This window comes from Nocardia sp. NPDC019219, from assembly GCF_040632645.1.
Taxonomy (GTDB): domain Bacteria; phylum Actinomycetota; class Actinomycetes; order Mycobacteriales; family Mycobacteriaceae; genus Nocardia; species Nocardia sputorum.
Genome location: NZ_JBEYCG010000016.1, coordinates 20,377 through 45,926, shown reverse-complemented (window position 1 = coordinate 45,926; position 25,550 = coordinate 20,377). Strand labels below are relative to the sequence as shown.

30 protein-coding genes and 1 pseudogene are annotated in these 25,550 nt (G+C 67.6%); 10 read left to right on the top strand and 21 right to left on the bottom strand.

Annotation, left to right across the window (positions count from 1 at the left end):
• Positions 1-278: 278 nt before the first annotated feature.
• From ABZ552_RS26010 to ABZ552_RS25985, 6 genes are all read left to right on the top strand, one after another.
• Complete coding sequence (locus tag ABZ552_RS26010; protein ID WP_357440337.1) at positions 279-473, top strand: hypothetical protein; 195 nt, start codon at positions 279-281, stop codon at positions 471-473.
• A 131-nt stretch (positions 474-604) separates the two neighbouring features.
• Positions 605-1,057 (top strand): TIGR03667 family PPOX class F420-dependent oxidoreductase, encoded by a 453-nt coding sequence (locus ABZ552_RS26005; RefSeq protein WP_281875613.1) that lies wholly within the window; start codon positions 605-607, stop codon positions 1,055-1,057.
• A gap of 5 nt (positions 1,058-1,062) precedes the next feature.
• Positions 1,063-1,644: a putative glycolipid-binding domain-containing protein gene (locus ABZ552_RS26000; protein ID WP_281875615.1), complete on the top strand. Its 582-nt coding sequence runs from the start codon at positions 1,063-1,065 to the stop codon at positions 1,642-1,644.
• A 51-nt stretch (positions 1,645-1,695) separates the two neighbouring features.
• On the top strand, positions 1,696-2,625 hold the full coding sequence (locus ABZ552_RS25995; RefSeq protein ID WP_281875616.1) for an RluA family pseudouridine synthase: 930 nt from the start codon (positions 1,696-1,698) through the stop codon (positions 2,623-2,625).
• 158 nt (positions 2,626-2,783) lie between these two features.
• Entirely contained in the window at positions 2,784-3,527 is a 744-nt protein-coding gene (locus ABZ552_RS25990) for a CPBP family intramembrane glutamic endopeptidase (RefSeq protein ID WP_281875617.1), read from the top strand.
• 765 nt (positions 3,528-4,292) lie between these two features.
• On the top strand, positions 4,293-6,920 hold the full coding sequence (locus ABZ552_RS25985) for a hypothetical protein (protein WP_357440332.1): 2,628 nt from the start codon (positions 4,293-4,295) through the stop codon (positions 6,918-6,920).
• Positions 6,921-7,101: 181 nt separating this feature from the next.
• Here the strand turns inward: ABZ552_RS25985 and ABZ552_RS25980 are convergent, their stop codons facing one another.
• On the bottom strand, positions 7,102-7,293 hold the full coding sequence (locus tag ABZ552_RS25980) for a hypothetical protein (protein ID WP_281875619.1): 192 nt from the start codon (positions 7,291-7,293) through the stop codon (positions 7,102-7,104).
• Positions 7,290-7,454, bottom strand: coding sequence for a hypothetical protein (locus ABZ552_RS25975; protein WP_357440329.1), 165 nt, complete (start codon positions 7,452-7,454; stop codon positions 7,290-7,292). The genes ABZ552_RS25980 and ABZ552_RS25975 overlap by 4 nt, the downstream gene beginning before the upstream one ends.
• Positions 7,455-7,597: 143 nt before the next feature.
• On the opposite strand from ABZ552_RS25975, the gene ABZ552_RS25970 reads away from it, so the two are divergent.
• Positions 7,598-8,785 carry a helix-turn-helix transcriptional regulator gene (locus ABZ552_RS25970; protein ID WP_357440326.1) on the top strand — a complete coding sequence of 396 codons (1,188 nt, stop codon included), beginning with the start codon at positions 7,598-7,600 and terminating at the stop codon, positions 8,783-8,785.
• A gap of 95 nt (positions 8,786-8,880) precedes the next feature.
• Here ABZ552_RS25970 and ABZ552_RS25965 read toward each other — a convergent pair whose 3' ends face one another.
• The 4 genes from ABZ552_RS25965 to ABZ552_RS25950 all read right to left on the bottom strand — a co-directional run bounded on the left by ABZ552_RS25965 (position 8,881) and on the right by ABZ552_RS25950 (position 13,536).
• Positions 8,881-11,028, bottom strand: coding sequence for an MMPL family transporter (locus tag ABZ552_RS25965; RefSeq protein WP_357440324.1), 2,148 nt, complete (start codon positions 11,026-11,028; stop codon positions 8,881-8,883).
• 44 nt (positions 11,029-11,072) lie between these two features.
• Positions 11,073-11,552 (bottom strand): EXLDI protein, encoded by a 480-nt coding sequence (locus ABZ552_RS25960; protein WP_281875623.1) that lies wholly within the window; start codon positions 11,550-11,552, stop codon positions 11,073-11,075.
• A 189-nt stretch (positions 11,553-11,741) separates the two neighbouring features.
• The gene (locus tag ABZ552_RS25955) at positions 11,742-12,197 is read right to left on the bottom strand and encodes an NUDIX hydrolase (RefSeq protein ID WP_281875625.1); all 456 of its coding nucleotides are present in this window, start codon (positions 12,195-12,197) and stop codon (positions 11,742-11,744) included.
• Between the two features lie 502 nt (positions 12,198-12,699).
• On the bottom strand, positions 12,700-13,536 hold the full coding sequence (locus ABZ552_RS25950) for an SDR family NAD(P)-dependent oxidoreductase (protein ID WP_281875626.1): 837 nt from the start codon (positions 13,534-13,536) through the stop codon (positions 12,700-12,702).
• Positions 13,537-14,084: 548 nt separating this feature from the next.
• Between ABZ552_RS25950 and ABZ552_RS25945 the strand changes: the two genes are divergently transcribed.
• Together ABZ552_RS25945 and ABZ552_RS25940 are read left to right on the top strand one after the other, a co-directional pair.
• Positions 14,085-14,327: a hypothetical protein gene (locus ABZ552_RS25945; protein WP_281875627.1), complete on the top strand. Its 243-nt coding sequence runs from the start codon at positions 14,085-14,087 to the stop codon at positions 14,325-14,327.
• Positions 14,328-14,522: 195 nt separating this feature from the next.
• A complete protein-coding gene (locus tag ABZ552_RS25940; protein WP_281875628.1) occupies positions 14,523-15,416 on the top strand; it encodes an NAD-dependent epimerase/dehydratase family protein in 894 nt (297 codons plus the stop codon).
• Here ABZ552_RS25940 and ABZ552_RS25935 read toward each other — a convergent pair.
• From ABZ552_RS25935 to rpsJ, 12 genes and pseudogenes are all read right to left on the bottom strand, one after another.
• A complete protein-coding gene (locus ABZ552_RS25935) occupies positions 15,406-16,218 on the bottom strand; it encodes a phosphatase (RefSeq protein ID WP_281875629.1) in 813 nt (270 codons plus the stop codon). The genes ABZ552_RS25940 and ABZ552_RS25935 overlap by 11 nt on opposite strands.
• Before the next feature lie 202 nt (positions 16,219-16,420).
• A pseudogene (rpsQ, locus tag ABZ552_RS25930) lies at positions 16,421-16,669 on the bottom strand (30S ribosomal protein S17); the annotation flags it as partial.
• A 20-nt stretch (positions 16,670-16,689) separates the two neighbouring features.
• Positions 16,690-16,929, bottom strand: coding sequence for a 50S ribosomal protein L29 (rpmC, locus tag ABZ552_RS25925; RefSeq protein WP_040864843.1), 240 nt, complete (start codon positions 16,927-16,929; stop codon positions 16,690-16,692).
• Complete coding sequence (gene rplP / locus ABZ552_RS25920; RefSeq protein ID WP_281875631.1) at positions 16,929-17,345, bottom strand: 50S ribosomal protein L16; 417 nt, start codon at positions 17,343-17,345, stop codon at positions 16,929-16,931. The genes rpmC and rplP overlap by 1 nt, the downstream gene beginning before the upstream one ends.
• 3 nt (positions 17,346-17,348) lie before the next feature.
• On the bottom strand, positions 17,349-18,143 hold the full coding sequence (rpsC, locus tag ABZ552_RS25915) for a 30S ribosomal protein S3 (protein WP_067808069.1): 795 nt from the start codon (positions 18,141-18,143) through the stop codon (positions 17,349-17,351).
• Positions 18,144-18,548 (bottom strand): 50S ribosomal protein L22, encoded by a 405-nt coding sequence (gene rplV, locus ABZ552_RS25910; RefSeq protein ID WP_063021257.1) that lies wholly within the window; start codon positions 18,546-18,548, stop codon positions 18,144-18,146.
• The gene (gene rpsS, locus ABZ552_RS25905) at positions 18,545-18,826 is read right to left on the bottom strand and encodes a 30S ribosomal protein S19 (protein WP_281875633.1); all 282 of its coding nucleotides are present in this window, start codon (positions 18,824-18,826) and stop codon (positions 18,545-18,547) included. Before rpsS ends, rplV begins: the two co-directional genes overlap by 4 nt.
• 15 nt (positions 18,827-18,841) lie before the next feature.
• Positions 18,842-19,678: a 50S ribosomal protein L2 gene (gene rplB / locus ABZ552_RS25900; protein ID WP_039795441.1), complete on the bottom strand. Its 837-nt coding sequence runs from the start codon at positions 19,676-19,678 to the stop codon at positions 18,842-18,844.
• Positions 19,679-19,711: 33 nt separating this feature from the next.
• Positions 19,712-20,017: a 50S ribosomal protein L23 gene (gene rplW, locus ABZ552_RS25895; protein ID WP_014981657.1), complete on the bottom strand. Its 306-nt coding sequence runs from the start codon at positions 20,015-20,017 to the stop codon at positions 19,712-19,714.
• Complete coding sequence (rplD, locus tag ABZ552_RS25890) at positions 20,014-20,724, bottom strand: 50S ribosomal protein L4 (protein ID WP_281875634.1); 711 nt, start codon at positions 20,722-20,724, stop codon at positions 20,014-20,016. The genes rplW and rplD overlap by 4 nt, the downstream gene beginning before the upstream one ends.
• On the bottom strand, positions 20,721-21,386 hold the full coding sequence (rplC, locus tag ABZ552_RS25885; RefSeq protein WP_281875635.1) for a 50S ribosomal protein L3: 666 nt from the start codon (positions 21,384-21,386) through the stop codon (positions 20,721-20,723). The genes rplD and rplC overlap by 4 nt, the downstream gene beginning before the upstream one ends.
• A gap of 14 nt (positions 21,387-21,400) precedes the next feature.
• Positions 21,401-21,706, bottom strand: coding sequence for a 30S ribosomal protein S10 (gene rpsJ / locus ABZ552_RS25880; protein ID WP_003938093.1), 306 nt, complete (start codon positions 21,704-21,706; stop codon positions 21,401-21,403).
• Between the two features lie 437 nt (positions 21,707-22,143).
• Between rpsJ and ABZ552_RS25875 the strand changes: the two genes are divergently transcribed.
• A complete protein-coding gene (locus ABZ552_RS25875) occupies positions 22,144-22,620 on the top strand; it encodes a hotdog fold domain-containing protein (protein ID WP_281875636.1) in 477 nt (158 codons plus the stop codon).
• On the opposite strand, the gene ABZ552_RS25870 is transcribed toward ABZ552_RS25875, so the two are convergent.
• From ABZ552_RS25870 to ABZ552_RS25860, 3 genes are read right to left on the bottom strand one after another with little or no spacing between them, the layout of a single operon-like run.
• Positions 22,595-23,347 carry an ABC transporter ATP-binding protein gene (locus ABZ552_RS25870; RefSeq protein WP_281875637.1) on the bottom strand — a complete coding sequence of 251 codons (753 nt, stop codon included), beginning with the start codon at positions 23,345-23,347 and terminating at the stop codon, positions 22,595-22,597. The genes ABZ552_RS25875 and ABZ552_RS25870 overlap by 26 nt on opposite strands.
• Before the next feature lie 43 nt (positions 23,348-23,390).
• Complete coding sequence (locus tag ABZ552_RS25865; protein ID WP_281875638.1) at positions 23,391-24,326, bottom strand: alpha/beta fold hydrolase; 936 nt, start codon at positions 24,324-24,326, stop codon at positions 23,391-23,393.
• A 17-nt stretch (positions 24,327-24,343) separates the two neighbouring features.
• A complete protein-coding gene (locus ABZ552_RS25860) occupies positions 24,344-25,348 on the bottom strand; it encodes an alpha/beta hydrolase family protein (protein ID WP_281875639.1) in 1,005 nt (334 codons plus the stop codon).
• Between the last annotated feature and the right edge of the window lie 202 nt (positions 25,349-25,550).

Below are 25,550 nucleotides of genomic sequence, written 5' to 3'. Positions count from 1 at the left end.
ACGCACTCAGCGCGGCGCGCTGCGACAGATCCGGCCGCGCGCCTCCCGACTCGCCGGACTCGAAGGCGTTGCGCTCCGGCGGAGCCCGCCCACCCCACCGGTCGTTGTCCTTCGGGACTTATTTCGTCCATGTGCGAGAACCCCTGCGAACCCATGGTTTTCGAGCGTCCGACGCGCCGGGGAAACCTCCGGAACGGGGCTGTATGCTGGCCCGATAGCCCGTGCGCATCGCTAACTTCGAGTGAAAGCGAAACAATGGGACGCACAGGAGTACCGATATGTATGGCACGGAGTTGTTTTCGGTTCTGTCGAATTGCACGAGAGATCCCGGCGAACTCACCGCGGGTCAAGCGCACCGCGCCATGCAGGTGCACTTGGATTGCAGCGTCGAGATGTGCCGGGTCCGGCGGCGCGCACGCAGGACGCTGGTGGAGGCTCGGTTGATGGTGCTCGACGAGCGGGCGACGCCGTAATGACGTCCGCGATGGGCGCACCGCGCTCATGCCTCCGGTCGCAGGCGCGGACCGCCATGAACTCGCACGCACCCGCATGGCTCATCCGCGTCGAGCGGAATCGTCCCGGCCGGAGAAGCGTTGTCTCGGTCATGACCGCAACGGCATCCGATCGATCCGCCACCCCCGTCGTCGACACCGAGACCGAATTCGGCGCGAGAGTCGCCGAACGCCTGGCGCGCGAATCCGTCCTCTGGCTGACCACCGTCGGCCCCACCGGCACACCGCAGCCCAACCCCGTCTGGTTCCAGTGGCGCGACGGCGAATTCCTCGTCTTCAGCAAGCCCGCCCAGCCGAAGATTCGCAACATCCAGCGCAACCCCCGGGTCTCGCTGAATCTCAACAGCACCGAGACCGGCGGCGACGTCGTCGTACTCACCGGCACGGCCCGCGTGGTCGACCAGCGGCCCGGCGCGGACGAGATCGACGCGTTCACGAAGAAATACGCCGACGGCCTGCGCTCGATCGGCATGACCGACGAGCAGTTCTACGCCGAATACTCCGTCGTCCTGCGCGTCACCCCCGATCGGTTGCGCGGGTTCTGACCCCGATGACCTTCGCGCCGCCGCCGCCCACCGCCGCGTGGCGGCACCGGTCCGCCCGCGACGGATTCGAGGTGGCGTATTTCCGCGTCACCGAGCAGGGCGTGCTGATCGACGGCTGCACCACGGCCGTCGAGGGCGGCGCGGCGTGGGTGGTGGACTACCGGATCGCGCTGGACACCGAATGGCGCACGCGCCGGGCCCAGGTCGCGATGCGCAAACCCGGTGGCTGGAACACGCTGGTGCTGGAGTGCGACGGCGCGGGGTCCTGGCTGCTGGACGGCATGCCCGCGCCATTGCTCGACGGCTGCCTGGACGTGGACCTGGAGTCTTCTGCGCTGACCAACGCCCTGCCGGTGCACCGGGCCGCGCGGGACGTAGGCGACGGCATGGACGCGCCCGCGGCGTACGTCTACGCCTCCGGCGCCGCGGTCGGCCGGTTGGAACAGCGCTACCTCCGCACAGCCGACGGCGAGCACGGACCGCGGTTCGACTACGCGGCCCCCGAATTCGACTTCCACTGCACCCTGGACTACGACAAATCGGGCTTGGTGCTCGAGTACCCGGGCATCGCGGCCCGTGTCCACTGATCCCCCGGCCTCGGACAACGCCGCTCCCGCCTGCAGTTAGGGTCTATACCGATGAGAAGGCGGCAACAACCGCCGTTGCCGAAACGGCACGGCTTGGACCCGGCCCGGCTACGACTACCGGAGCAGGGCGACTGGGCGACCATCCGGGACCATCTGGTGGAGCGCCTCCCCCGGGTGCCCGCGACGCGGATCGACGAACTGCTGCACGCGGGCGGCATCGTCGACCTGAGCGGGCCGATCGCCCCCGACGCACCGTACGTGCCCGGCGGCGCGGTCTGGTTCCATCGCGATCTGCCCGAGGAGACGGTGGTCCCGTTCGACATCCCCGTCGTGCATCGCGACGACGACCTCCTGGTGGTGGACAAACCGCATTTCCTGGCCACGATTCCGCGCGGTCAGCACATCCTCCAGACCGCGCTGGTGCGACTGCGCCGAGAACTGGACCTCCCCGACCTGGTCCCGGCGCATCGGCTCGACCGCGTCACGGCGGGCCTGGTGCTGTTCGTGATCAACCCCGCCCGCCGCGGCGCGTACCAGACCATGTTCCACAAGCGCACCGTGCGCAAGGAGTACGAGGCGATCGCCCGGTTCGATCCCGATCTCGCGCTGCCCCGGGTGGTGCGCAGCCGGATCATCAAGGAGAAGCAGGTGCTCGCGGCCCAGGAGGTCCCGGGCGAACCGAACGCGGAGACCGAGGTCGAATTGCTCGAGCATCGCGACGGCCTCGGCCGCTACCGGCTGCGACCGCACACCGGCCGGACCCACCAGTTGCGACTGCACATGAACAGCCTCGGCATCCCGATCCTCGGCGACGACTTCTACCCGGCGCTCACCGACAAGCCCGTCGACGACTTCACCAGGCCGCTCCAGTTGCTGGCCGCCTCGCTCGAGTTCACCGATCCGGTCACCCGCGAGCCGCGCCGTTTCGAGACCACTCGCACGTTGCAGGCCTGGACCGACCCACACGGGTGGGCCGGCTGACGGCAGGGCATCAGCGCCCGTCCGTTGTCTCGGGTAGCGCCGTCGGGCCTTCTGCGAGCAGACTCCGGCGGACCCCGACGGCGGCGGAAAAGTGATCGATCCGGCAATAAGACCGGGATCCCTGGTGAAGGTGCTCCTTTTCCGTAGACTCGGCCGGGATGTCTGAGCCGGACCTAGCAGCCCCGACCCATCCGCGCCACAAAGTGCACGCCTACGTCGACGTCGCCGTCGTCGTGATCGTCCTGGCGGGCACCAATCTGATCGCGCATTTCACCACCGCGTGGGCGAACATCGTGACGGTGCCGGTCGCGGCGATCGTCCTCCTCGCGCTGATGCGCAGGCGCGGCCTCGGCTGGTCGGAACTGGGGCTTTCACCCCGCCACTGGCGGCGCGGTTCGCGCTACGCGCTCGCGGCGGTGGCGGTGGTCCTCGCGGTCGTCGCGATCGGCGCGGCGCTGCCCCTGACCCGCCCGTTCTTCCTGGCCGATCGCTACGCGACCATCTCGGGCGCGCTGATCGCCTCGATGATCGTCATCCCGCTGCAAACCGTGATCCCCGAAGAGCTGGCCTTCCGCGGCGTGCTGCACGGCACGCTGCACCGCGCCTACGGTGCGCGCGGCGTCTTCGCGGCGGGCTCCCTGCTGTTCGGGCTCTGGCACATCGCGTCCTCCCTCGGCCTCACCTCCGGCAACCGCGGCCTGAGCGGCTTCATCGGGGGCGGCGTGGCCGGACAGATCATCGGAATCCTGCTCGCCGTCGTCGCGACAGCCGCGGCGGGCATGGTGTTCACCTGGCTACGCCACCGCAGCGGCAGCCTGCTCGCCCCCATCGCCCTGCATTGGTCGGTCAACGGCGCGGGAGCCCTGGCGGCCGCCGTCGTCTGGCACACCACGCTCGGTTGATTGGCCGCGACTGCAGCGTTGGTTTTCCAGCGCCTGCGGCGCTGGGTGTTCGCGGCCCCCTTATGGCTCGCGAACGGCGGATGCTCGGTCTCGCTTCGCTCGAAAGACGTGGTTCAGGTGAGCCGGGCGCGTCAGCGGGGAACTCCGGCCCCATCGCTCACAGGGTCGGTCGATCATTTCCGTCCAGGCTCGGCGGGTCCGTTCTCACAGAGTCAGTGCCGTCCGGCGGGCATCCGGGCCGGGCGCTAGACCGCGAGGGCATGCTCGATCTCGCTCGAAAGGCGTCGTTCAGGTGAGCCAGGCGCGTCAGCGGACGAACTCCGGGTACATGGCTTGCGCGAGGTCGGTTGATCTGTCCTGGAGGGTTCGGTGCGGACGGTGACCATCCCGTCCGTGAGCCGTGCCCGCGAACAACGCACGTTGATTCCGTTTCGCCCGCAAGACGTGATTGAGGCGAGCGGACGTGTTGCGGTTCGACCAAGAGCCCGTGGGATGCAGGGCGGAACCCGTAGCGGGGAATTCACGCGATTGCTATGCGCAGATTCGAACTCAGTTTCGACACGCGGAGGGCGCCGATAAAAGCGCCGCTCATCCGGATATTCGAGCCAGCCATGAATTTCCCCTGCTCGGCGTGTCGCCTTCGACCGGGAGAGCGCCACGTTGACCACGGGAAGAGCTCGGTTTAGTCTCACTCCGATCACACATATGTTCGAGCAATCATGTCTCCACCACCCGACATGACACCTGCTCTTGGGAAGGCTCGCGATGCCCGACGAACCCTCGAACGGTAGTTCCGAGATTGCCGCGCTGGCAGAGCAGGTCGAGACCGCGCGGGGCAAGTTGCCCCTGCAGCTCGATCCGGCCCTGCTGGAGGTGCTGTCCGAACGCGAGATCGCCGCCGAGCGCGAACTCGCGGAGTGGATTCGCGCGCAGCGGCGCACCCAGCGGCGCCGGGAGATCGAGGCGGAATTGGCCGCCGAGCAGCGTGATCGCAAGTCGGCCGCGGCGTTGCGCCGCTCCGAGGAGGCCGACGCCCGCTGGCACCGGCGGGCGCTGGCCGCGCGGCGGCGGGCGTCCAGCGAGGACGCGCGACTGGCCCAGCTCTACCGGCGGGCGGAGTGGTCCTCCCGCGCCTTGATCGCCGTCGTGGTGCTCGGCATGGTGTGGGCCGGTGTCAACGTGCAGCACAACCTGGTGCCCAGCGGCGACATGTCCGATCCGCTGTACTGGTTGAGCTACGGCATCGAAGCGATGATCTCCATCCCGATCATCACCATCATGGTCGCGGCGACCACGGCCGCCAAGTGGGGCCGGGAGCTGGCGCGCGGCAAGGTGATCTTCTTCGAGGCGGCCCTGCTCGGCACGACCGTCGCACTCAACACCGGCCCGCATCTCGCCGCAGGCGACCTCGGCCGCGCCGCCGAATACGCGATCGCCCCGGTGATGGTCGGCGTCGTGATCTGGTTGCACGCCTGGGTTTCCGCGCGGTACGCGGTGCTGATCGACGGTGCGCCGGTGATCGAGCGCGACCGGCGGATGATCCGTGTCGATGCGCAACCGGACATGCCGGAAGCCGAGGGATATCACTCCCTCGACGCAGCGGCGACCAACCGACGTAGTCCCTGGGAAGGCGATATCTACACCGCGCCGGTGAGCGATAGCCGCGCGGCACACCACCATGCGGACTCCGGAACGGAAGTCGGTCATCGAGGTGGCGTCCACCATCCTGGGCGGGAGACCTCCGTCCACCGCACGATCGCGGGCGCCGGATCCGCACCTCACGACCGAAGGACATCCGAAACGCCTTTCACGCACCGCGCTACGCAGGCAGAGTCCGCGAACTCGAGCGCAGCCACCTCCCACGTCGACCACGGAAGGTTGCCGACCCACGGTCACGCAGTCGACTCGCCGATCAACGGCCGCCCACACACCGCCGACCGCGCCTTCCTCGCTGCCGCGAGCCATGGAGATGGCGAGGACGGGGGCGACTCGAATTCGACTGATATCCGCTCCGCCAACGGTCACGCCGTCGAGTCGCTGATCAGCGGCCACTCCCTCGACGTCGACCGCGCCCCGCTCACGCCGGTGGATGACAGGGCCGGCGAAGCTCCAGCGCCGTCCCCTGCTTCGGACCGGACCGATGCTCGCCCGACCAACGGGCACGCGGTCGAGCCCGGTGCCGCAATCCACCGCGCCCCGAACGGCCACCCCGTCCAAACCACCGTCAACGGGCACCCCCAGGACCTGTCCACGAACGGCCACACCCTCCCGCCGATCGAGCGCAACACCGACCAGCCGCCTGTCAACGGAAACGCGCACCCGCGCATCAACGGACACGCGGTGCGCCCAGCCACCAACGGCCACATCACCGCGTCCCCCACGAACGGCGATGCACACACGAACGGCGATGCACAAGCGGCCAGCGGTCACGCCGCCGAGACGCCCGCCGACATTGCTGCGCAAGCCATTCCGCTCGACGAGCACACCGCTCCCGCCGCCGAAGACCACCCGATCGCTCCCAACGGATACCGTGGTCAGTCGGTTGTCAGTAGCGAAGTGACGATTCCTTCCCCGCACGCCGTTCCGCCTGTAACGCAGCATGTCCCGGAGGCCCGTGTCGACGGACACCCGACTCGATCCGCCGAATCTGAAACTGCACAGATCTCTCCTGCCACCTTCGAGGAGGGAGTCTCGAACCGAGCGGAAGCGCCTGAGTTCGAGAGCCCGCTGCCGCGTTTCGAATCCACGCGATCTGCGGCACAGCAGATCTCGCTTGCCGACCTGCACGACGGCCTGGAATTCGGTGCGCACTCCCGTACGCAGGCGAACGGTGCGGCATCGACGCACGCTGCTGCCAACCGAGGCGAACGCTCGATCGATCGCGCGCATCGCGGAGACGACGCACGGCGTCTTGGCCCCACCGAACCCATGCCCGCGCCGTCCCCCGCATCCGCCGACACCGCCGCACAGGTGCACCCGAACGCCACCGCCCCGCGCGCGGCGAAACGCGGAAAATCGGCGACCGCCGAGCAGAACGACCGCTCCGCCGACGCGGAGAGCGAACAACTGGCCCTCGAGGAAACACCTGAGCTTTCGCACCCGCGCGTCGAACCGATGCCGATCCTCGAGGACGACGACGAAGACGACGAATTCCCCACCGAACCAGAGGAAGCCGACACCGACGACGACGAAATCTCCGCACTCGCCCGGGCAATCACCGACCGCCACCTGTCCAACCTCCCGATCGAGGAGGTCAGAGAAATCCTTACCCTCGCCGACCAGGGCGGCACCACCCCCGCCATCGCCAACGAACTCGGCGTCCCCCGCTCAGCAGTCACCCGCGTCCTGGACTCGGCCCTCAAAGTCCACCGCCCCTACGCAACCATCGGCTGATCACTGCCAGTACAGAACCTGAGCCGACCTTCCTGATTGTGCTGCATCACCATGCTCACGGCCCCCGATGATCGCGAGGTGGCAGCCCACCCCCGTGCTGCCGAGCGGGCGGCCTATCGGCAGACTGAAGTCACGGTCATCACTGTGGACCCTCTGGCTGCGATGACTGGCAGGACAGGCCCTAGTCGCTCGCTTGACTGTCCGGCGTGCTGCCCTCGCCGCGTGCGCGTAGGTAGCGCTCAGCGGACACCTTGCGCGGGCACGGCGGTTCGCAGCTCTGGTGAAGCTTCGACAGTCCGCGCGCGTGCTCCTCGTCCTCGGGCATGTTGCCGTCGTCGCAGTAGTCCTGCACCCAGGAACCCCGAGTCGTCATCCCTGCTCGTCCTCCAGCCGCGCGAAGATCTCACGTGCCGGTACGGATTCGTCCGGGTCGTCGCCGAGGTCGAGTAGCAAGGGCAGCACCCAGAACACGAGTATCAGCAGTCCGCCGACGGCGGCCATGACGATGAGGACGGTTGCGAGCTCTACGGTCATTCGATGACCTTTCGGCGTGTCGTGTCGTGGTTGCCGGGCACCCGACGCCGGGGGCTCGGGACTCAACCCGACGCCGGGGCCTGCGGATACTTTGGCCTGGGTGAAGCCCTGCGAAGCGGCACATCCTGTGTCACCGTGGAGGCATGGACGATGCCGGGATCGGAGAACGTACCGCCAGAGCTCGCAAACTCACCCGGCTCACACAGCAACAGCTCGCGCAGAAGGCGAACGTCTCGGTGTCGCTGCTCCGCAAGGTCGAACGGGGCGCCCGCCCGGCCTCGCCCGCGTTCATCGCAGCCGTGGCCGGAGCACTCGGGGTCGACATCGAGAATCTGACCGGTCAGCCCTACACCCCGGCGCGCGACGATGCCGGAGCTCACGCCACCATTCGCGAGTTGCGCCGGAAGATACTGGCATTCAACGACGAACCATTGAGCGCGCCGATCACCTTGAAAGAGCTGACCACAGCACTGCATCGGGTGCAGGAGAGCAGGCGGCGCGGCCGGTACGGCGACCACATCGCCGAACTGCCGGACGTGATCCACGGGTTGCACGCCCTCGCGGCCGAGGAGCCTTCCGAGCGTCGTCTGGAGAGGATCTATGCGACGCTCGCCTACGCCTACAACAGCGCGTCTTCGGTGGCCTACCGGTACGGCTACCTGGACCTCGCCGCGTTGGCCGCTGAGCGCTGTGTGTGGGCGGCTGAACGCAGCGGCGACCCGGTTTGGCCGATCGCGGCGGAATACCATCGCGCGCTGATCCTGCTGTACTCCGGCTCGTACGCCGGTGGTCTGCGGATCATCGCGCGCGCACAGACCGTCGGCGAGCAGCTGCCCACGACACCGGAAGTCCTCGCGGTGCGGGGCGCATTACATCTGCGGGGGTCGATACTGTCGGCCCGTGCTCTCGACGCCGACGCCGCCGACACGCATCTGCGGGAGGCCCGCCGGATCGCCGAGACCATCGGTTCCGCGCAATACCAGGAGTACGGAACCGGGTTCCACTTGGCGAACGTCGATATCCACTCCGTTTCTGTGCCCGTCGAGTTGTCCGATGGCACGACAGCGGTTGCGCGTGCCGAGCGGATTCGTCTACCGGCATCGGTCACGCCCTCTCGCGCCGGGCATCACTGGATCGATGTGTCCCGCGCGTGGTTGCTCCACGGGGACAAACAGCGCGCTCTCGCCAGTCTCGACCGAGCACGCCGGATCGCACCAGGGCTCACACGCAACCACCCGCAGGTCCACGAGACCGTCCGCGTGCTGGCTCACGCCCGGCGCGGAACCGACTCCCTGGCCCGGTTCGCGAAATGGGCAAACGTCAAGATTTGAAGTAGGAAAGAGCTGTGCACCCGATGAATTCGGGTGCACAGCTCTAATCCGGCTTACTCATCCGCGAGCGCCGAGTGTCGAACGCTCGGGCCCGCTCACCTCTCGCCGACCGAAGTCCCGACGACCTCCTGCGCCTCCGGTCGCGCCCCACCGGGCTTCTCGTCCCCATGCCCCGGCCACCACGCCTTGTGCCCGATGAGCGCCGTGAGCGCGGGCGTGAAGAACATCGCCATGACGAAGGCCGCGATCGCGATGCCCACCGAGATGGCGAAGCCCATCTGTGCGAGGACGTTGTTGCCGGCCAGCATCATCGACGCGAACGTGCCCGCCAGGATCACTCCGGCCGCCGCGATGGTGGGGCCGGTGTGCCGCACGGCCAGCGCCGCGGCCTGTTTCGGCTCGTTGCCCTCGCGCGCCTCTTCCCGCAGCCGGGCGACCATGAGGATGTTGTAGTCGGTGCCCAGCGCGACCACGAACAGATACATGATCACCGGAAGCGTGAAGATCAGGCCGGTCTCACCGCGGAAGTGCTGGAACACCAGCACCGCGGCGCCGAGCGTGGCGGCGAAGCCGAGGAACACCGAGGCCATCAGGTACCACGGCGCGACCAGACTGCGCAGCAGCAGTCCCAGCACGATCATGATGAGGATCGCCGCCACCGGGAACACGATCGAGTAGTCCCGCGCCATCGCCTCCTGGAAGTCGACGAACACCGAGGTCAGACCACCGACGGCGGCGGTCGTACCGGCGGGCGCCGCCGCGTGCGCGGTATCGCGCAGCGGGCCCTTGACGGTGTCCAGCGCTGCATCCGACTCCGGCGCGGCATCGAGCGTCACCGCGAAGTCGGCGATCGTCTTATCCGCGGACAATTTCGGCTCGGCCACCTGTCCCACACCGGGTACCCCGGCCAGCGCGTTGCGGTAGGCGGTGAGCTGCTCGGCGGTCAACGCGCCGTCGGACTGCAACAGGACGTCCGAAGGTTGGGTGGTCCCGGCGGGCAGGCCCTTGACCAGCTCCTTGCTGTAGACGACGGATTCCGAAGCCTCCGAGGTGGACCCGGAGCTGAGATCGAACGTCGGGTGGAAACCGAACGCGAAGACGCCGAGCACGATCAGCGCACCGCCGGAGACTACGGCGAACACACCGGGCCGCCGGCCGAGCGCATTGCCGATCGCGGTGAACCGCGCGCCCTTCGGTTCGGTGCGCCAGGCCTTGGACGGCCAGAACACTTTGGTGCCCAGCAGCGACACGACGGCGGGAACGAGTGTCAGCCCCGCCAGCAGCGCGACCGCCACCGCGATCGCCAGCGCCGGCCCCATGGCGCGGAACATGCCCAGCGTGGAGAGCACCAGCGCCATGAACGCGATGATCACCGCGCCCGCCGCGGACGTGATCGCCTCACCCACCCGGGTGACGGCGCTGACCATGGCGGTCTTCGAATCCTCGCCTGCGCGCAGGCGTTCGCGGTAGCGGAACATCAGGAACAGGATGTAGTCGGTGCCGACACCGAACAGCACGACCACGAGGATGGCATTGATCGAGGCGTCGATCTGCAGGTCGAACGCTTTGGCCACCATGGCGATCAATCCGCCGACCATGCTGGAGACCGCGCCGATCACGATGATCGGCAGCAACGCGATCACCGGGCTGCGGAAGATGACCAGCAACAGCACCAGGATCAGCACGACGGTGGCGACTCCGACGATGGCCAGACCCTTGTCGCCCGATTCCTGCTGATCCAGCACCTGCGCCGCCTGGCCGGTGATGCCCGCCTTCAGCTCGGTGCCCTCGATGCGCTCCTTCAACTCCTTGCGCAGCGCCTTGACCGCGTCACCCTGCGTGGTGTCGTTCGGGTTCGTCACCTTCGTCATCTGCACCGCGATGATCTGCACCAGGCGGTTCTCCGACGGCGGCGTCGGTTGCATTCCGATGACGTCCTTGATCTGCGCGTCGCGCAGGTTGCCGCCGATCGACACGACCGAGGCCGCGTCCGCGTCGGTCAACGGCGTGCCGTCCTTCCGGGCGAACACGATGATCGCCGCGGGAGCGGAGCTGTCGGGGAAAGCCTTCTGCTGCAACTCCAATGCCTGAATAGATTCGTAGTGGGAAGGCAGGAAGGCTGATTGGTCTGTCGTCGATTTCAGTTCCGGCGCCGAGGCCACCACCGCGATGGCGAGCAGCACCCACAGGCCGATCACCTTCCACGGATTGTGGACGACCACGGCCCCCAGTCGTGCGAACATCTGCGAAGAAATCCTTTCCGGATTCGGCGAAAGCGGCGGGTATCTCAGATCTGCAGGTCCTGCGAGGTCGGGTTCTCGGCCACATCGACAACGGTTCGGTAGATGTGCTCCGGGATTCGGCCTCGCAGCTCAGCGGGCGAGTCCACGATCTCCACCGTGTAATCACCCCACTCGCGCTCGCCGCTGCCGGGCCGCAGCAGCTCGCGCCAATTCTTCCATTCGGTCCAGTCGATGGCGACGGACATTTCGCGCCAGTCCGATTCCCGCCGGTGCACCACGAACTTGCCTTTGCGGCTCACGTAGACCCGCACCACGGTGATCCCGACCTTGGTGTATTCGCGGGATTCACCGAGCAATCTGCCGAAGAACCGCTGCTGACGCCCGCCGCCCGGGCCCACCCGCAACACGACCTGGCGCAGGTCGTCCGCGTCGACCGGCTCGGCGGATTCCTTGACGATGGTGACGCCGCAAGCCTGCTCCTCGACAGTGCCCGCACCGTCCAGCTCGTTCGGATCGGTGGTCATGATTTCCCCGTTTCATAGATCAGTGCGCATGCAGGCATGCGTCTATGCCAGTTCGGCCCCCTCCGAATCCGCTTCTCCAGGTGCGCATTCGATGTTCTCAGATCATTCGGGCCGCTGTCTCACTATAAGTAGATGTATACGTATAACGCAAGACATGACACGCCACCGACCCCGCACGGGCCGTTGAACCTAGTCGCCGCGCCCGACCGGACGCCCGTGTTCGAGATACCTGGGGCAGCCGTCGAGGTATGCCAGGTGCGCTCGCCGCACCCGCCGAGCCAACCTCGGTATCACGTAGTCATCGAGGTCGTCGATCGAAACCCACTGCCACGCATCGAGTTCCGATTCCTGCAAGCGGATGGCACACTCGTCGGCACCGAGCACACCGCAATCGAATACGTACAGGACCTTGTCGCCTTCTCCTGGCCTCGGCGCCCAGTCGTGCACGAGCAGCCGACGGACGGAACGATCGATCCCCAGTTCCTCCCGAACCTCGCGCCGACAAGCGGCAGCGGGCGCCTCCCCTGGCTCCACGTATCCGCCCGGCAGATCCCACCCATTGCCGTACGTCTTGTGCACAAGCAACACATGGTCACCGCGCACGAACAACGCCCCCGCAGCCATCCGCGCTCGCCCGAGTTCCACCACCCCAGCCAACCACGGAAGACATTGGCCGCGGTTCGTTCAGCGCACGGTTCCACACTGCCGCGCCAGGCGGTACACGACTCGCCCAGACCCCCGTCTGTGCGTTATCGCAGAAAAGAAGGCGTTCCCGGTGATGGCGCTGCCATGCCAGGCGGTACACGACTCATCCAGCCCCCGTCTGCGCGTCGTCGCAGCCAGAAGGCGATCCCGGCGATGACACTGCCGTGCCAGGCGGCGCACGGCTCGTGCAGGCACCCGTCTGCGCGTCGTCGCAGTCAGAAGAAGAGATCCCGGAGACGGCACTGCCATGCCAGGCGGTACACGACTCATCCAGCCCCCGTCTGCGCATTGTCGCAGCCAGAGGACGGTCCCGGCGATGGTGGCGTTCTGACCGGCAGCAGGCGGTGCGTTCGACGTAGCGGGGTAGCCAGATAGCACCGCCCGCCGTCATACGCCGAGGCGGCCCACCGGTGCGGGACAGGTGGGCCGCCGTGCGTCGATCTCAGGAGTCGAAGCCGGTGTTCGTTCCCAGCTCGGCGGTGGCGTCGAGGTCGGCGGCGACCTGGGCGAGCTTGTCCCTGATGCCCTGTATGGCATCGGGGCCCAGCGCCAGGCGCAGCGGCGCGCCGGGGCGGCCGACCGTCGCCAGGACCGCGGCGGCGGCTTTGTCGGGGTCGCCTTCCTGTTGCTGATCGGACTCCGGCAGGCCGTCGCGGACCGCGCCGGCGGTCGCGGCGTAGTCGGAGATCGCGGAGCTGATAGCCAACGCGGCGGGTTTCGCGAAACCGGTGCGGAACGCGCCGGGCTCGACGATGAGCACCTGGATGCCCAGCGGGTTCACCTCCTGGGCGAGCGCTTCGCTGGCCAGCTCCAGCGCACCCTTGGCGGCACTGTAGATGCCGACGCCCGCGAAAGACATGAATCCGCCCATGCTCGTCACCTGCACGATCGCCCCGGCACGGCGTTCCCGCATCTGCGGCAGCACCAACTGCGTCAACCGGAGCGGGGCGTGGAACATGACCTCCATCGCATCACGCACGTCGGCCGGACTGGTCTCCTCGATCGCGCCGACGACGCCGTAGCCGGCGTTGTTGACCAGCACGTCGACGTGTCCGGCCTCCTTCACCGCACGCTCGGCGGCGGCGGGATCCCGCATGTCGAGTGTCACCACCTGCACCCGGTCCGGATGTGCGGCAACGACCTCCGCCATGGTCTCGGGCCGGCGCACCGCCGCGACGACTTCGTCACCCGCGGCGAGCACGGCACGGGTGAACGCCGCACCGAAGCCGCTGTTCGCGCCGGTGATCAGCCAGCGGCGCGCAGTGGTTTCCGTAGTCATGATCGATCCTTCTCACTTCCCGGGTCCGATGCGCCCGGTCGTCGCCACAATCCAGAATGCCGATGCCGCTGCGAGATTCGGCCATCCGAACCACAGGCCGGGCGGACCCCGGCATGCGTGCATGAATATACGACATAACGTATCTTCTTGCACAGATGGGGTGTGGCAGCTATTGCGATACGTTACGAAAATTCTTCCGAAATAAGTTCTGGTCGCGGCCCAATGCAGGTTCCTGCACCAAGCGCTGCACAAAGCTGCATCAGCCCGGATCCACCACACCTCGACAGCGGTTCGGGGCGAACAATTCTCGTCTCAGCACAAGATTTCCGCTGGTAGAAGCGCCGTGAAGAATGGCCGATGCACGATATCCGTCGGCGCCGGCAGGTGCGGCAGCGCATTGCGTGCGCCATAAACCAAGCGGCGCGGCCGCTTCCCTTCTGCTAATTGTGGCAGTACGAATAGCACTCCCCGTGGCGCGAGAGCCCTCGACGCGGCAGATACCGCACCCTGAGCCACTCTCGCACCGCAAATCAGCAAAGGATTCATCAATGTCGTTCACCAAGCTGCTCGGCGCAGGCATCACCGCGCTGGCTTTCGGAGCAGTCCTCAGCGCAGGTAACGCAGTCGCCGAACCGCTGGCACCCGCACCCTCGGCTCCCGCACCGGTGGTCGCGCCCGGCGAACCCGCACCCGGCGGAGTATCGACCGGTAGCTCGCTCATCGACCTGAGTTCGCTGCTGCGCCTGCTGCAATGCGGCTCCGCCGCGCAGTGCCCACTGCCCGCGGCATAGCGGATATCCGCCCGGGTGGACTGGTTCCGGCCGCTGGCCACCTGCGCCAGACCTCCCGGGCGATCGCTCGACCCGCGAGGTTGTGCAGCCCGTGCCCGCGAGCGCGGACCGCTTCCGGCACCAACGGAAAGACGTGTGCTGATCAGACGTCCGCCCCGAGCAACAGCGACTCCTGTTCGGTGACAAGATCGTATGGTGCGCGTTCTCGTCACCGGAGCGAACGGCTATATCGGCAGCGCGGTTGTCGATCTGCTGGGCAGCGCGGGGCACGAACCGATCGCGATGGTTCGTGAGAGCGGTCCGGCCGTGCGAGTGACGACTCGGATCGCCGACCTGCTGGACGAGGCCGGGTTGTGGGAGGCGCTGGACGGCGTGGACGCGGTGTGCCATCTCGGCGGGCTGACTCGGGCGCGTGAATCGACGGCCGATCCGCTGCGGTACTTCCGCGTCAACACCGGCGGGACCGTCGCCTTGCTGGACGCCATGGCCGCGACCGGCGTCTCGCGGATAATCTTCGCCTCGACCGGATCGATATACGGAACTCCGGAGCGCCAGCCGATGACGGAATCCCTACCCGACGCGCCCCCGCACCCGTACGCCGCGAGCAAGCTGGCGGCGGAGTGGGCCATCCGCTCGCAGACGGGCACCGGCCGCTTGTCCGCCACCGTACTGCGCTTGATGAACGTGGCCGGTGGCGCGGACCCCGATCCGACGCGTTTGATCCCCCGAGCGTTCGCCGCCGCGCGGAACGGCTCGGTATTGGAAGTCAACGGCGACGGCAGCGCGGTGCGCGACTATCTGCACCTCGACGACGCCGCAGCGGCTTTCGTGGCGTGCCTCGCGAACATGCCGCCGAAAGGCGAGTTCGCGCGCTACCTCGTCGGCAGCGGTCAGGGCAGCAGCATCCTCGACGTCGTCGCCGCGGTCGAGCGGCGGACCGGCCGCCGGATCCGGCTGACCCATCGGCCTGCCGCGCCCGAACCGGCCGTCCTGATCAGCGATCCCGCCAAGGCGATGACCGAATTGCATTGGCGCCCTGATCGTTCCGATCTCGAAACGATCGTGCGCGACACCCGGCTCATCCTGTGAGCCCCGCCCGATCCAGCAGATAGGCGATCAGCGGCCGGTAGTGGTCGGGATGGATTCCATCGTCGAGCGGCACCGTAACCGCGATCTTGCCTTCGGCCTGCCCGGCGAACAGCGCCGGATCGTTGCTGTCGGCGAATCCGACGGTCTCGATTCCGGCCTCCCCCGCCGCTCCGGCCCAGCCGTGATCGGCGACGACCAAGTCGGGCCAGTGGCCGGTCGCGGCGTCGCGCAGTTCCCGCAGCACCGCCCGCATCGGGTGCGGATCATGGGTGTGCCGCAGCGTCCCGTCGGTGCCGAGCGCGGCGACGCCCGAGGTGTAGACGATTTCGCGAATCTGCGGACCGAAGGGTGTGGTGACCGGATAGGACCAGCCGGCGGCAGGCGCGAGCACCACGCACCCTGCCGCCCGCAGCGCGTCCTCGACGGCGCGATAGACGCCCATGAGCGTGTCCGGATGCCCGGTCGCCAGGAGCACGGTCTCCCGGCGACGAGCAGCGATCCCGATCCGCGCCCCCATCGCATCGAGCGCGTCGAGCGTCAGGTCGACGTCGATGGTGTCCGCGCCCCGCAGGTGACGAGGATCGGGGCTGACCCCGCAGAGCCGAGCCATCATCTCCAGCGTCTCGGCGAACGTCCAATCCTTCAGCGTCAGCCCGAACTGGTACCCCGGGTCCTTCTGCACCATCTTGCGGTAGTTCGCGAGATTCCCCTCCCGAGGCGTCGCGACGTCCCCCGCGATCCGCGTCTTCAGCAGATGTTCGCGCAACAGCGCCCGGTCATCGGGCTGATCAGGTCGAGTCACATTCCCCACCGCTCATACCTCCGCATCGGCCGTCGGCGCGATCGATCACCGGTCAGGCCAGGACTCGATCGCCACCCGCACGACCAGACAGTACCGATCCAGGGTGCACAGCGCGGGAATTCCTCAGCCGTACCCGGATACGGCGAAGGCCCGCCTCCCGGGACGGGAAGCGGGCCTTCGGGTTTCACGCCGTGGAGCAGGCTTACTTGGCCTTCTCCAGGACCTCGACCAGACGCCAGCGCTTGGTGGCCGACAGCGGACGGGTCTCCATCAGCTGCACGCGGTCGCCGATACCGGCGATCTCGTTCTCGTCGTGCGCCTTCACCTTCGAGGTGGTGCGAATGATCTTGCCGTAGAGCGGGTGCCGGTTACGGTCTTCCAGCTCGACGACGATCGTCTTGTTCATCTTGTCCGAGACAACGTAACCGACACGCACCTTGCGGGTGCCGCGCTGCCCTTCTACTTTGTCGCTCATGCGGCATCTCCCTTGCCAGCGGGTCCGGTGGCCAGACCGAGCTCACGCTCACGCATGACCGTGTAGATGCGCGCGATCTCGTGACGGACGACGCGCAGACGACGGTTGTTGTCCAGCTGACCCGTCGCCATCTGGAAGCGCAGGTTGAACAGCTCTTCCTTGGAGTCGCGCAGCTTGGCCACCAACTCCTCTTCGGTGAGCTCGCGGAGCTCTGCGGCCGGTGTTCCGGTAGCCATCAGAACTGCTCCTCCCTGGTCACGATCCTGCACTTCATCGGGAGCTTGTGCATCGCGCGGCGCAGGGCCTCACGAGCGATCTCCTCGTTGGGGTAGCTCATCTCGAACATCACGCGACCGGGCTTGACGTTCGCGACCCACCACTCCGGCGAACCCTTACCCGAACCCATGCGGGTTTCGGCGGGCTTCTTGGTCAGCGGGCGATCCGGGTAGATGTTGATCCAGATCTTGCCGCCACGGCGGATGTGGCGAGTCATCGCGATACGCGCCGACTCGATCTGCCGGTTGGTGACGTACGCCGGCTCCAGCGCCTGGATGCCGAAATCGCCGAACGCCACCGAGGTGCCGCCCTTGGCCGTTCCGGAACGGCTCGGGTGATGCTGCTTGCGGTGCTTCACCTTGCGAGGCATCAGCATGCGTCAGCCCTCCTGTGTCTCTGCCGGAGCGTCGGCCACCGCGGTGGCGGCCCGCCCGGCCTCCGTGCTGGTCGCGGTGGTGCCGGTGGAACCGGACCGACGCGGGCGGCTCGGCCGCTCCCGGCGCGGACGCTCGGGCGCGGCGGCAGCGGCGGCGAGCTCACGCTTGCCACCGACGATGTCGCCCTTGTAGATCCAGACCTTCACGCCGATGCGACCGAAGGTGGTCTTGGCCTCGTAGAGGCCGTAGTCGATGTCGGCGCGCAGCGTGTGCAGCGGCACCCGACCCTCGCGGTAGAACTCCGAGCGCGACATTTCGGCGCCGCCGAGGCGGCCCGAGCACTGCACACGGATGCCCTTGACGTTCGGCGAACGCATGGCCGACTGGATGGCCTTGCGCATCGCGCGACGGAACGCCACACGGTTGGACAGCTGCTCGGCGACGGCCTGGGCCACCAGCTGCGCGTCCGACTCGGGGTTCTTCACCTCGAGGATGTTCAGCTGCACCTGCTTGCCGGTGAGCTTCTCCAGCTCGGCGCGGATGCGGTCGGCCTCGGCGCCGCGGCGGCCGATCACGATGCCGGGACGCGCGGTGTGGATGTCCACCCGCACGCGGTCACGGGTGCGCTCGATCTCGACCTTGGCGATGCCCGCCCGCTCCATGCCGGTGGCCAGCAGCTTGCGGATCGCGACGTCTTCCTTCACGTAGTCCGCGTACTGCTTGTCCGCGTACCAGCGCGACTTCCAGTCGGTGGTGATACCGAGGCGGAAGCCGTGGGGATTGATCTTCTGTCCCATTTACTTTGCCCCTCCCTTCCGGCGGTTACGAGTGGCTCCACCGGCGGTGGGGATGCTCTCGACCTCGATGGTGATGTGGCTGGTGCGCTTGCGGATGCGGAACGCACGGCCCTGGGCACGCGGCTGGAACCGCTTCAGGGTGGTGCCCTCGTCGACGTAAGCCGTCGAGATGACCAGCGTGGCCGGGTTCAGGCCGAGGTTGTTCTCGGCGTTGGCCGCGGCGCTGGCGACGACCTTGGCGACCGGCTCGCTCGCGGCCTGGGGCGCGAACTTCAGCAGGGCGAGGGCGTCCTCGACGCGCTTGCCGCGGACCAGGTCCACGACACGGCGTGCCTTCATCGGGGTGACGCGAACGTGCTTGGCGGTCGCGCGCGCAGTCGGGTTCTGAGTCTCGGTCGTCGTCATCGCCGCTTGCTCTTCCGGTCTTCCTTGACGTGGCTCTTGAACGTCCTGGTCGGCGCGAACTCACCGAGCTTGTGCCCGACCATGTTGTCCGAGACGAACACCGGCACGTGCTTGCGGCCGTCGTGCACCGCGAACGTGTGGCCGATGAAATCGGGGATGATGGTCGAACGACGCGACCAGGTCTTGATGACCTGCTTGGTGCCCTTCTCGTTCTGCACGTCCACCTTCTTCAGGAGGTGGTCGTCGACGAACGGGCCTTTCTTGAGGCTGCGTGGCATTTCTTACCTCCTCCTTCAGCGCTTCTTGCCGGTCTTGCGACGGCGGACGATGAGCTTGTCGCTCGGACGGTTGGGCTTGCGGGTGCGGCCTTCCGGCTGACCCCACGGCGAGACCGGGTGGCGACCACCGGAGGTCTTGCCCTCACCACCACCATGCGGGTGGTCGACCGGGTTCATGACGACACCACGGACCGTGGGGCGGCGGCCCTTCCAGCGCATGCGGCCGGCCTTGCCCCAGTTGATGTTCGACTGCTCGGCGTTGCCGACCTCGCCGACGGTGGCGCGGCAGCGCACGTCGACGCGGCGGATCTCACCGGAGGGCATACGCAGCGTGGCGTAGGGGCCTTCCTTGCCCAGCAGCTGGATGCTCATGCCGGCCGAACGGGCCAGCTTGGCGCCGCCGCCCGGACGCAGCTCCACCGCGTGGATGGTGGTACCGGTCGGGATGTTGCGCAGCGGCAGGTTGTTGCCCGGCTTGATGTCGGCGGTCGGGCCGGACTCGATGCGGGTGCCCTGCGTCACGCCCTTGGGGGCGATGATGTAGCGCTTCTCGCCGTCCACGAAGTGCAGCAGCGCGATGTTCGCGGTGCGGTTCGGGTCGTATTCGATGTGCGCGACCTTGGCCGGAATGCCGTCCTTGTCCAGTCGACGGAAGTCGATCAGACGGTAGGCGCGCTTGTGCCCGCCACCGCGGTGCCGGGTGGTGATCCGGCCGTGGGCGTTGCGGCCGCCGGACTTGGTCAGCGGGCGCAGCAGCGACTTCTCCGGGGTCGACCGGGTGATCTCGGCGAAGTCCGAGACGCTGGAGCCGCGGCGGCCCGGCGTAGTCGGCTTGTACTTACGGATTGCCATGAGTTCTTCTCTGCTTTCTGGATTCCCAGGCGCTTACGCGACCGGGCCTCCGAAGATCTCGATGGGCTTGCTGTCGGCCGAGATGGTCACGAGCGCGCGCTTGGTGTCTTTGCGCTTGCCGTAACCGAAGCGGGTCCGCTTGCGCTTGCCCTGACGGTTGGCGGTGTTGACGCTGGTCACCTTCACACCGAAGACCTTCTCCACGGCGATCTTGATCTGCGTCTTGTTGGAGTCCGGGTGCACCAGGAAGGTGTAGGTGCCTTCCTCGATCAGTCCGTAGGACTTCTCGGAGATGACCGGCGCCAGCAGAATGTCGCGGGGGTCGGCGATGGTGGTCACTTGCTCTCCTCCTGTGCAATCGCCGCAGTGTCTTGCGGAGACTCCGCGGGGCCGTGCACGAACGCGTTGAGCGCCTCGACGCTGAACACCACGTCGTCGCTGTTGAGCACGTCGTAGGTGTTGAGCTGATCGGGTGCGATCGGGTGCACGTTCTGCAGGTTCGCCACGCTCTTCCACGCGGCGACGTCCTCGCGGCCCACCACGACCAGGAACTTCTTGCGGTCCGACAGCTCGGCCAGGAAGGTCTTGGCGGTCTTGGTGGACGGCGCCTGGCCCGCCACCAGTTCGGTGATCACGTGGATGCGCTCGTTGCGCGCCCGGTCCGACAGCGCGCCACGCAGGGCGGCGGCCTTCATCTTCTTGGGCAGGCGCTGGCTGTAGTCGCGCGGCTGCGGGCCGTGCACGGTGCCACCGCCGGTGAACTGCGGCGCGCGGGTCGAACCCTGACGGGCGCGACCGGTGCCCTTCTGCCGGTACGGCTTCTTGCCGCCGCCGGAGACCTGGCCCCGGGTCTTGGTCGCGTGCGTGCCCTGGCGCGCGGCGGCCTGCTGGGCCACGACGACCTGGTGCATCAGCGCGATGTTGGCGGTCACGTCGAAGATCTCCGCGGGGAGGTCGACGGTGCCGTTGGTCTTGCCACCGATCTCCTTGACCGGCAGCGTGAGATTCGCGGACTTCTTCTCAGTGTTCACAGCTGAGCTGGTCATGCGTGCGCACCACCCTTCACGGCGCTCTTGACGATCACGACGCCGCCCTTGCGACCCGGGATCGCTCCCTTGATCAGCAGCAGGCCGTTCTCGGTGTCGACCTTGTGCACCGACAGGTTCTGCGTGGTGACGCGGTCGTTACCCATCCGGCCCGACATGCGCATGCCCTTGAACACGCGGCCGGGGGTGGCGCAGCCACCGATCGAACCCGGACGGCGGTGCACGGCCTGCGCACCGTGCGAGGCGCCCTGGCCACGGAAGCCGTGGCGCTTCATGGTGCCCGCGAAGCCCTTGCCCTTGCTGGTGCCGGTGACGTCGACGTAGCTGCCCTCTTCGAACACGTCGGCGTTGATCTCCTGGCCGACCTCGAAGGTGGAGGCGTCCGCGACGCGGATCTCGGCGACGTGGCGGCGCGGGGTGACGCCCGCCTTGGCGAACTGGCCTGCGACCGGCTTGTTCACCTTGCGCGGGTCGATGGCGCCGAAGGCGACCTGGACGGCGCTGTAGCCGTCGCGCTCCTCGGTGCGGATCTGGGTGACGACGTTCGGCCCGGCCTTGATGACGGTCACGGGAACGACGCGGTTCTTGTCGTCGAAGACCTGGGTCATGCCGAGCTTGGTGCCCAGGATGCCGGCGGCCGGCCTGTTCTTGTTGTCAGTCATGTCTCGAGTCCCCGTCACTGAATGTTGACGTCGACGCTGGCCGGCAGGTCGATGCGCATGAGCGCGTCCACCGTCTTCGGCGTCGGGTCGAGGATGTCGATAAGGCGCTTGTGCGTACGCATCTCGAAGTGCTCGCGCGAGTCCTTGTACTTGTGCGGCGAACGGATGACGCAGTACACGTTCTTCTCGGTCGGCAACGGCACCGGGCCGACGACGCGTGCCCCGGTGCGGGTCACCGTCTCCACGATCTTGCGCGCCGATGCGTCGATCGCCTCGTGGTCATAGGCCTTGAGCCTGATGCGGATCTTTTGTCCCGCCACGCTAAGTGTCCTTTTCTCCGCTTTCCTTCGTGGTCCGAAGCCCGGCTACACCAGTCCTCTGGACCACCCTCATTTGCACAGCCCGAACACACGAAGACGTCCCACACGGTGGAGACCCCGACCGGGCGTGCCCGATCCTCGCCGCTGTTCATCTGTCATGGTTCTCCGGTCCACGCGGTCGGGCGTGTCGCCCGTCCGCTCATTCCTCGGCCTCGGATCGCGAACGCATCTCAGGCCTGGAACACTGTCCCGGACGTACCCACGCCAGAAACCCGGCGAGGTACACGATGGGGTACTGCTCGCCCCGCCCAGCCACCCGTTTCGCAGGGAAACGGACATGACCCGGTGCAGGGCAACCCGAACAGTATGCACGACCCCTGCGAGTCACTTCAAATCGGTGGGGTGTTCGGAAACTTACTTCTGAGTAAGATACGCGTATGGCGAAAGAGACCGCGACCTACCGCGGCTGGAAGAAGCTGCCGGACAACCGGCTGGGGCATGCGCTGTTCTCGCTCGGGATGGTGGCCCGGGTGCCGTATTTCGGCACCGTGCTGCCGAACGTGGTCCGGCTCGAACCCGGGTTGTGCGAGGTGACCTCGCCCAAGTGGTTCGGCATCCACAACCATCTGGGCACCTTCCACGCCATCGCGGCGTGCAACCTGGCCGAGGTCGCGATGGGCATGCTGAGCGAGGCGACGGTCCCGGCGACGCACCGGTGGATTCCCAAGGCGATGAACGTGCAGTATCTGGCCAAGGCCGAGACCGGCCTGCGGGCCGTGGCGAAGCTGGCCGAACTCCCCGATTTCCCGAGCATCACCGAAGGACGCGAGGTCGTGGTGCCGGTCTCGATCTACGACAAGCACGGCCTCGAGGTGGTGCACGCCGACATCACCACCTGGGTGACGCCGCGGTAGTCGGCCTCCGTGAGCCGCGTGCGTCCGGTCCCGCGCAGGCCGTCCGACCTGGATCGACCGGGGCCGGAGGCGATGCGTCCCCGGCGACGAGTCGCCCGTGATCGAGGTGCAGGACGCTCTCCGCGCATCCGGCGAGATCGTCGGCGAGACAAGCCGAAACGACGATCGTCATGTCTTGGTGCGCGAGCGCTCGCAGCATTCCGGCCAGATAGCGACGACCGTCGTGGTCCAAGTCGGCCATCGGGTTGTCCAGGACGAGTGCCGTCGTACCCGCGGCGAGCGCTCTGGCCAGGCTCAGCCACTTCTTCGCACTCCGGGAGAGACGGAGAACCGGCGTGGCAGCGGAGTCGGCCAAACGCGCGAGATGCAATGCCCGGTCGACGAGTTCTTCGGCCGTGTCTCCGCTGTGGCCCGCGATCTTCGCGGAGAACCGCACGACCTCCGCGATCGACCAGGTCTCACTGCCCTCGTACACGTCGGGGACCCAGCCGACCCGGGAGCGGACCACCCATGGTTCGACGCTCGGATCCGCGTCCTCCACGCGGAGCCACCCTCGGTGCGGCCGCAACTGACCGGCGAGCATCGACAACAGCGTCGTCTTCCCCGCGCCGTTCGGTCCGACCACCGCGGTGACCCGGCCCGCAGGCGCGCGGAAGGTCACGCCGTCGATCACCGCGACTCCGGCGAATTCGCGGCAGAGCCCGCTACAAGTAATGCCGAAACTCACCGAGGTTCTCCATCTTCGTGCGTTCTGTCCGGCCGGGGCCCGCTCAGCAGGGCAACGCTCGTCGATCTCCGGCGAGCGCGGAGAGGACGGCGGCGGCCGCGCGCGGGTCTTCGAGCATGCCGCTGTGATCGGCCGTGTTGCCGGGGCAGCCCTCCTGCAGCCAGACGTTGCGGTCGGCGGGGGCGGGGGCGGCGAGCAGAGCGGTGTCCTGCGGCGTGATCACTTGGTCGGCGCGGGAGGCGATGGCCGTGTACCGGGGACCGGTGACGGTCTCGCCTCCCGCGTTCAACCGGTTGAGCAGCGGTGACCCGACCACTTGCTGCTGTCCCGGAGCTCCGAACACCTGAGCCGCGATCTGCGCGTCCCCGAGGCCGAGGGCGGCCAGATCCGGATAGGCGCCGCGCAATCCGGCCCAGGTCGAGCCGCGATACGGCGTTCCGAGGGTCACCACCTGGGACACCGCCTCGCCGCCGCGAGCGCGGAGGTATTGCCGGACCACGGTGCCGCCGGTCGAGTGACCGACCAACGCCACCCGGCTCGCTCCCGTCGTTTCACGCACCGACCGCACGACTTCGGCGAGCTCGCCCGCCATCCGGTCGATGTCGGCCACGCCGTAGACCACGCGTCCCAGCAACGCGGCGCCGATCGGGCCGATGCCGGTGGAACTGGAGCCGCTCTGGCCGCTGACCGCGTCGACGACGCCGGGCGCGGCGCCGAGATTCGCGGCGAACACGCAATGTCCCTCGGCCCGGATGGCGCGCGCGAGCAGGGGGAAGCTGCGGCCGACGTCGGTACCCGAGCCGTGCACGAGCACCACCGGCTCCGGCCGTTCCGGGGTGGGACGGCAGGACCAGTCGTTGGCGCCGTCCAGCACCGGCGTCTCGGGAGCGGCGGCCGCGCTCGGCGCGTGCGGCAACGCCGCGGCGGCCGCGACCAGCATGAGGCCGGCGACACGCGCGGCCCGGAGGCGAATAGACATCTCGAATTCCCGACGGTTCAGATTCCCAATGGAGCGGCGAGCGTCGGCCACGAATCCTTCAGCGCGTCCTCCCAATAGCCCCAGGAGTGGGTGCCTTCGGGGCGGAAGTTGTATCGCGCGGGGATGCCGAGGTCGTCCAGCCGGGTTTTCATGTTGTGCGAGCAATAATTGGTGGCCGCTTCGATCACGCCGCCGACCACGAGCTGATTCGCGAAACCCCACGGGCCGTTCAGCGAGTATTTTCCGCCGTACTGGTCGTAGACGCCGGGCATGCCATTTCCACTGGCGATGTAAATGGATTTCCCGCGCAGTCCCTCCGCCTGCACGTAGGGATCATTGGCCACCCATTGCGGATCGCCCGCTGGCCCCCACATGTTGTCCAGCTCCGCCAGACCCCATTCCTCCACGGTCAGCCGGACGAACTCGCGGCCGACCGGATCGCTGGTCTGCGCGCAACCGCTGTAGGCGGCCACGCTGGAGAACAGGTCACCCGTGGTCGCGGCGAGCGCGAGGGTCGTGGTCCCCGACATCGAGAAGCCCGCGAGGGCATTGCGCCCGCTGGTCCCGAGATACGCGTCGATCAACGGGGGCAGTTCGCTGCTCAGGAAGGTCCGCCACTTCTGACGGCCCAGCCTGGCGTCATCCTTCTGCCAGTCCGCGTAATAACTGAACATGCCGCCGATCGGCGTGACCGCGTGCACGTTCTTGTCCGCGAGGAACTGCATCGCATCGGTCTTGGTGGCCCAGGTGGAGCCGTCGATGCCACCGGCCGCGCCGAGCAGCAGATACAGCACCGGACGCGGCACGCTGGTGTCCGCGGCGCGCTGCACTTCCACCGGAATATCGAGGTCCATGGCGGCGGAATGCACCGTCAATGTCAGGCTCCGCGCATCGTGCTCCCGCACGGAGACGATCGAAGACTCCGCGGGCGCCGCTTCCGCCTGCACCGAAACCATTGCCGATGCGACGGCACCGGCGACGACCGCCGACAGCACCAGTCGGCGGAGGTGGCTTCCTCTCATGACTCCCCTTATCCCGAATCCCGGAACGCCTCGCGATCCGAGCCCAGGCTATGGTGCGTCTCGAGCCGATTCACGACTGAAATTGCTGGGCCACCGATTCTGGGGGCATGCGCGCCAACGGGATTCCACCGATTCGGTCGATTTGATTCGGAAAAAGCGAGACCCCAATTCCTGGGGCTCGCTCGCTTCGAATAGTTGCGCC